Raw genomic sequence first — 7,757 nt, 5'->3', positions numbered from 1 at the left:
GGTAGAGCCGACAGGTTGGTAGGAGGTGCGGGGGATGAAGTCTACGGGGAGGGCTTCAAGATCGATCGGGGTGTAGTCTTCATTGCTCCGCATCGTCGCGTTAGGCTGCTTGGCAAAAGGATTGGCCACCGAGAAGAAGGGACCCTGCAAGATGACATCCGCCCAGGACTCATTGACCTTGGAACCAGGTTGGAAGTACCCCTTCTTCCGGTCAATAGATTCATCCCAGCCACGGGAGTACTGTAGGCCAAGTTCGCGCACGCGAGGAGCCAGCGATAACTTTTGAAGAACCCGTTCCGAGGTCTTGTTTACGGTATAGATCATCGAAGCTTGGTCGGCTGGTGTGTCTTCTGTGTTCAGTAGATCCCTCCACGTGGTCAAGACATCCTGAGTGACTGTGATGATTCGGTTTTTGTGAGGTCGCAGGTCCCAGTAACCGTTCAACTTCAGATAGGGTTCTTCCCCCGATCCGTCATGCAGATACGACCCTGAAACCATGTTGGGGTGATACAGAGACGAGGCCATATCGAATTGGATATCTTGCTGGTATCCTCCGTAGATGTGTACCCCGTAAACAACGTGGTCACTGATTTCAAAAAGCATTAACTTGTTGATGAACTGCCAGTGTCGTCTGAGGCGATGGTAAGCATTAGCACGGAGATTTCCGGCTTTCTTTTCCTTGAAGTGGGATTCGGGGTGGATCAGGGATACCACTCCTCTACCGGAGTTGTTCTGCCAGGTTTTGACCATGAAGGCCCGGTAGAGGTCTGGTTGCAGTCCGTTTAGTAGGGGGTAGGTTGCCTTGTGGGAGAGGAACTCTGAGGTGGCTGCAATGCCGGTGGCTGAGTCTGTGAAGAAGCGGGTGTGGGTGGGGTCTTGGCGGGCTTGGTTGACATAAGAGCTCTTATCGGCACACCCCAAACCCAGCCCATGACCGGGCTTCTGGCTAGGGGAGGGGATAAAATAGGTGCTAACCGTCACTTAGCTGGTCGCACCCAGCCCCAGCCCAACCGTACCTTGAGGAACCATGACCGAGAACCCCACCCCCATGCTCGTCCCCAGCCTACAAGCAAGCGACCTGCAACAGGGCCTCACCGACTTCCTCACCACCACCTTCGCCCTCACTGAAACAGACACCCGCCAAGCCCTCGAAGCCTTCCTCAAGGCACCCGAAACCAGCCCAGAAGAAGGTGGCCACATTGGTGACGGCATCTTCAAAGGCCCCTACATCCGCACCCGCCTGCCCTTCTCGCCAGCCCCCCACGGCTGGCACAACAGCCTCCACCACATCACCCCAGCCTTCCCACCCTACGGCCACCAGGCCCAAGCCTTCATGCGCCTCAGCAGCGCACCAGCGTCCGACACCACCCCAGAAGCAGCCAGCGAACAAGCCACCTGGCGCCGCCCCCAACCCACCCTCGTCACCACCGGCACCGGTTCCGGCAAAACAGAATCCTTCCTCTACCCCATCCTCGACCACGTTATCCGCGCCAACCGGGCAGGAATCACAGGTATGAAAGCCCTGATTCTCTACCCCATGAACGCCCTAGCCAACGACCAAGCCCAACGCCTCGCCGGCCTTATCACCGAAGGCAACCACCCCGTCACCGCTGGCATCTACACCGGCGAAAACACCAACGGCTCCACCGTTGTCACCGCCACCAGCCTCATTACAGACCGTAGTACCCTGCGCCAAAGCCCGCCCGACATCCTCCTCACCAACTACAAAATGCTCGATATGCTGCTCCTCCGCGGTGCAGACGCAAAACTCTGGAAAGACTCAGCCCTCAGCCTCCAATACATCGTCCTCGACGAATTCCACACCTACGACGGTGCCCAGGGCACCGACGTCGCCATGCTTCTCCGCCGCCTCGGCCTCACCCTTAAACACCACCTCACCCCGGCCGTCACCGGCCCCCTCACGGACAACCCCCTCGACAACCCCCACGGCCTCACCACCGACGACCTCGCCCGCCCCCTCGGCCGAGTCACCCCAGTCGCTACCTCAGCAACCCTCGGCAGCGGGGGAGACCCCTCCGCCATGCTCGACTTCGCCTACACCGTCTTTGGCGAACCTTTCACCCCCGACGCCGTTATCACCGAATCCAGAACCACAGCCGACGAATGGCTAGCTAGCATCCCAGAAGACACCAGCGGCCACAACGACATCGCCAAGGACGCCGCCTCCGTTGTCCAAACCGCCAGCGAAGTCTTTGCCACTCACAACGGCCAGCACATCTACAACTTCAACGTCACCCCCACCTACCTCACACCCGACCAGGTCGCCCAAAACCACGGCAAAAACCCAGACGACTACCCCCTCGGAGCTATCAGCCACCCAGGCCTCCGCGCTGCCCTCTACGAAGACCCCCTCACCGACGCCAGCCAGGACCAGCCCCACCTCATTCCCGTCCACGCCTTCCTCCGCCACGATTACATCCAGGCCATCATCCGCAACACCCAACAAGCCACCAACATCCTCGAACTCTCCACCGCGATTGTCCCTGGCAACAAACGCCCGGTAGGGGAGCGCGACCCCCAACGTATCCGCGAACTACGCACCAGCATCATCACTACTGCCCTCTCCGGGCTCTCCGTCATCCGCAAACACCTGGGCCGCAACATCCCCTCTGTAGAACTGCACCAATGGGTTCGCGAACTATCCCGTATCAACCGAAAAGTCGACGCCGTCCCAAGCTTCAGCTGGTCAGAAAACACCGGCGGTCCCACCACTCAAGACCTCTACCTCCCCGCCATCTTCTGCCGTAACTGCGGCCGCTCCGGGTGGGGCATCAAAAAAGGCAAACTAGAAAACAACTACGACATCGGCCCCGCCGCCATCCGAGAAGCAGCCGCCCGCCGCACCGGCGACTTCCGCCCCCTCATCTACGCCCCTACAGAAGGTGAAAACTACATCACCCACGAAGGCGACACCCCCCGCGACGAGCTCCGCTGGTTCCACATCGACCACGAAGAGCTCCACAGCAACGGCCGGGACCTCACCCACAACTTCACCTCGGAAGACTGGGAAAGCTCCCGAATTCTGCCCGTCCTCACCTACCCCGGCCTAGAAGCCGTCGACCAATCTAAGGCCCAAATCTGCCCGGCTTGCAACGCCAACGACTCCATCCGCTTCGTCGGTAGCGCCATCGCCACCATGCTCTCGGTCACGATCTCCACACTATTCGGCTCATCCTCCATCGGGGCAGACGAGAAAAAAGCCCTCGTATTCACCGACTCTGTGCAGGACGCCGCCCACCGCGCCGGATTCGTCCAGGCCCGCTCACACAGCATGACCCTCCGCGCAACTTTCAAACACACCCTCGACAGCCTGGCCACCACATCCACCAACGTCCGCGACCTCGCCGCAGCAACCATCGACCAAGCCACCACCCCCGAAGCAAAATACCAGCTCCTCGACCCCAGCATCGCCAACCGGCAAGCCTTCAAACCCTTCTGGAGCACAACCAAAACCACCACCGGCCGTAACCAGGCAAAGACCTACGCCACCCGCCGCATCACCTTTGACGCCGTCCTAGAATTCGGCCTCAACTCCCGCATGGGCCGGACCCTCGAACTCACCGGATCCGCAGCAGCCGCCGTCGACTACGGAACAGAAGCTGAGATCCTAGCTATCATCGACGCCACCATCCGCCGCTTCATCGACCATAGCGGAATGCTCACCCCCGAAGATCTCCAAAACATCCCTCCTAAGAAAAAACTCCAGTGGGTCACCGGCATCCTGGAACGCATGAGAATGCAGGGCGGCGTACACCACCCCTGGCTCGACAAATTCATCAAAAATGACGGCGCCACCTGGTTCCTGCAGGGTGGCCGCGCCAAAAAAGAAGGCATGCTAGGCTTCGGCGGAGGCCGCCCCATGCCCTCCTTCCCCCGACTGGGTGAAGAAACCAGCAAACACTCCAAAAACCTGGACAACATCGCCCACGCCCAAAGCTGGTACTCCACCTGGACCAGCCGAGTCCTCGGCACCAGTCCCAGCACATCCCCCTTCCTCGTCACCAACCTCTTCACCGCCCTCGCCGAACAAAACATCATCGGCGTCACCGTACCTCACCACCCAAACAACACGCCCCTCCGCGCTAAAGTCTTTTGGATCGACCCGCGGAACATCACAATCCACCCCACAACAGATACCCAGCTCGACCAAAAGCAACTCCACGTCAGCTGCTCCATCTGCAAGATGACCCTACCGGGCACCCCCACCACCATCACCAACCTGGACGGAGCCCCCTGCTTCGTCAACCGCTGCCAAGGCACCCTGGAAAGACTGGCCCTCAACCCCCGCAACTACTACCGGAAGCTCTACTCCAGCCCCGCCACCCTGCGAGTTATCGCCCGGGAACACACCTCCCTACTCCCCACCGACCTGCGCCTCTCTTACGAAAACGGGTTTAAAGGCCGAAACGGCACCGCAGAGCCCGACGCCCCCAACGTCCTGGTAGCAACCCCAACCCTCGAAATGGGTATCGACATCGGGGACTTATCCACCGTCATGCTCTCGTCCCTCCCCAAAACCGTCGCCAACTACCAGCAGCGAATCGGCCGTGCTGGCCGCCAAACTGGCAACGCCCTCGTCCTCAGCTACATCCGGGGAGCCGGAGAAAACCTCCACAAGCTAGCTAACCCCCTCGAAACCATCAACGGCGACGTCAAACCCCCAGCAACCTTCCTCAACGCAGAAGAAATGCTCCGCCGCCAATACATCGCCTCCATCGTCGATACCTTCACAGCCAGCGGCAAAACCTACCGAATCACAAACTCCAACGACCTCTTCGCCGGGGTGGACCGCGAAGGCAACCTGCTCAACGACCTCATCCAAACAGCTACCGACAACGAAGGCTACCTCGAAGCCTTCACCCGGCAGTTCGGGAATCTCCTCACCGACGACACTGTCGCCTCCCTCCGAACCTGGGCGACAGAACAGATGCCCGACGACATCCTTGAGGCCGCTCGCACCTACACCAAGGACCTCGCCACCATCAAACACCGGGCAACCGCTATCCAGAAACTCATACCCAACCTACGCGAACAGGCAGAGATCTTCCGAAACAGTGACAGCGCTGAAGGCGTCCGCGCAGAAAAAGACCTGCGAAAAGCCCAAGCCAACCTCCGATTCTTCAAGAAACAAATAGAAGAACTCCGGAGCAAATACTGGATTGGCAACCTTGAACTCTACGGAATCCTACCCAACTACACCCTGCTCGACGACAGCGTCGAACTTGCTGTAGGCGTCACCACCTGGGACCCTGAAACCTCCGAACGGGAAACCACCATGGAATCCTACGTCCGGGGTGCCTCCACCGCCCTCTCAGAATTCGCCCCCGGCAACACCTTCTATGCCAACGCCCTCGAAGTAAAAATTGATGCCGTAGACCTCGGCCCAGACCGAAGCAACGTCCAGCTCTGGCAAATCTGCCACCAGTGCGGCTGCACCTCAGTGCTAGCCTCAGAATCCCACCTGCTCAAAACCTGCCCCCAGTGCTCAAGCCCCATCGGGGACCGCAGCAACCTGCACGAAGTCGTCGAACTCCAAAAAGTATCAGCCGACGTAGAACGCGATGAAGCCACGATCGGTGACCGGGCCGACGACCGCCACCGAAAATTCTTCACCATCGTCCCCACCATCACCACCGAAGAAAACCATATTGGCCGCCGGTGGAAACTCTCTGGTGACACCTTCGGCGTCGACCCCCTCAAACGGGTCACCCTCCGCTGGCTCAATCTCGGCCCGGTCAGCAAAAACGCTTCCGAACTGCGGATCTCTGGCTCAACCTACAAGGCACTCAAATTCCGCCTCTGCCCAGAATGCGGCGTCCTCGACAAAGACAGCGGCAGTAATCGGTACGACGAGCACCGCTTCTGGTGCTCCCACCGCAACGATGTCGAAGACAAATCCCAAGCCATCCTGCTGGGACGGACCCTCGTCACTCAAGGCGTCCAACTCCACCTGCCCAGCAGCATCCAGTTCGAAGGGGAGGAAGCCGTTCCCTCCCTCAAAGCAGCCGTACTCATGGGTATGAGAACAGTGCTCGGCGGCCGCCCAGAACACATCGATATCCTCTCCATTAGCCAGGAAAAAGACGGTCAAAACCTTTTCAGCCTCCTGCTCCACGACAACGTGCCAGGCGGAACCGGCTACCTCACCGAATTCGGAACACCTGAAAAGGTTTGGGAGGTCCTTCGCTCAGCCTATCTTTCGCTTACCCAAAGTAACTGCACCTGCGACACTGCCTGCCACCAATGCCTCCTTCCTTTCGCGCCCTCCCGCGACAGCGGCTACCTCTCCAAACAAGCAGCCATCAAAGCTCTCACCCAGATTCTCAACCCAGGTGCAGGGGAACACGAGCTCAATTCAACCAGCCCCTACACCGACCACTGGACGGTCGAATACTCGGCCTACACCCCGCAGGCTTCACCCGAATCTGCCCTCGAATCAAAGTTCAGCCATGTCCTCGCCGAACGCCTGCATAACACCAACGCCAAGGTCAAGACACGTCCCAAGCTAGAAGGTAATGAACTAACCTTCACTATCCCTTCGCTAGGGAAACCAACTAACTGGACTCTCAAACCCCAACCTAGCGAATACGGCAACACTGTTCCTGATTTCAAACTCACCACTCCTAACCCCCAGATTCAAGATATCCTCATCTACCTGGACTCCCGCCGCTACCACGCCTCAGCAGCAGCCATGCGCATCACAGACGACGCAGAAAAACGGCACTCCCTGCGCCAACGGGGAGAAATCGTCTGGGCAATCACCGACGACGACATCAACAGGTTTGCAGGCAAGACCAAAGAAAACCTGCCCTTGCCCACAGGTATTGCGCAACAGAAGATTGACCGCGCCCAGCAACAAGATCAATTGAGTCAAACTAACGCCATGATCAACCTGCTCCGTAAAGACTCCATGAGCATCCTCTGGGAATGGCTCCACAACCCAGACACCGACCTCTGGCGAAGGTTCTCCAATACTGTCCCCTTTTACCTCGACGGGGTAACAAAGCGAACCAACTACATCTCAGACCGGGGCGTCCACGATCTGTTCGCCGCCCAAAGCGTAGGTGCCGAACTCCAGGACGTTCACAAGGCTTATCTCACCGAAACCGGTCCGGTAAACCGCGCCACCCCACAGTCCATTCCCCGGAGAATGTGGGGCAACAAGGTTGACTACTTCGCCTGCTATGTCGATTTAGCCGGAAAGTATTCAACTACCCGCCCTGCGGTCTTTCTTAAACACGATGAAGCACAGGTCGCCACCGACGACTACCAAGAATCCTGGAGGCTCTGGCTCAGATACTCAAATCTCCTTGCCTTCAACCCCGACCTCATCGTGGGCACCAGCCAAACCGCCATCATCGACAACCTAGCACCGGAACCCGATGAACCCACCACAGATACCGGCGCCCTGCCCGAAGAATGGCAAGAAGCTCTGGCCACCTTCGACGACGAACTCGACCGGAACATGATTGAGAGCTTCACCCGCGAAGTCAAGTCCTCAACACCACTACCCGACTTCGGCCACGAAATCGACGGTTGCCCCGTCACCGCCTACTGGCCGGACAGCGACACGGTCCTCCTGCTGTTCGAAACAGAGGACGAACTCGACGATATACCTGCTAAACCTGCCCGTAACTACATCACCGCCCAGCTCAGTGACCCTGACGCCGTCCACGCAGCCGTCGCTCAAGCTATCAGTTACCAGAACTAGCCCCGCCACCCGATAGGAAACACTA

1 protein-coding gene and 1 pseudogene are annotated in these 7,757 nt (G+C 58.7%); one reads left to right on the top strand and one right to left on the bottom strand.

Annotated features, from left to right (window positions below; genetic code table 11):
• A pseudogene (locus ACMXX3_RS10110) lies at positions 1-981 on the bottom strand (hypothetical protein); the annotation flags it as partial.
• Between the two features lie 46 nt (positions 982-1,027).
• Here ACMXX3_RS10110 and ACMXX3_RS10105 point away from each other — a divergent pair.
• Positions 1,028-7,732 carry a DEAD/DEAH box helicase gene (locus tag ACMXX3_RS10105; protein WP_421084581.1) on the top strand — a complete coding sequence of 2,235 codons (6,705 nt, stop codon included), beginning with the start codon at positions 1,028-1,030 and terminating at the stop codon, positions 7,730-7,732.
• Positions 7,733-7,757: the final 25 nt, after the last annotated feature.

The organism is Rothia nasimurium (assembly GCF_049068285.1).
Taxonomy (GTDB): domain Bacteria; phylum Actinomycetota; class Actinomycetes; order Actinomycetales; family Micrococcaceae; genus Rothia; species Rothia nasimurium_I.
The sequence above is the reverse complement of the archived record's forward strand: the minus strand, read 5'-3'. Positions and strand labels throughout refer to the sequence as shown.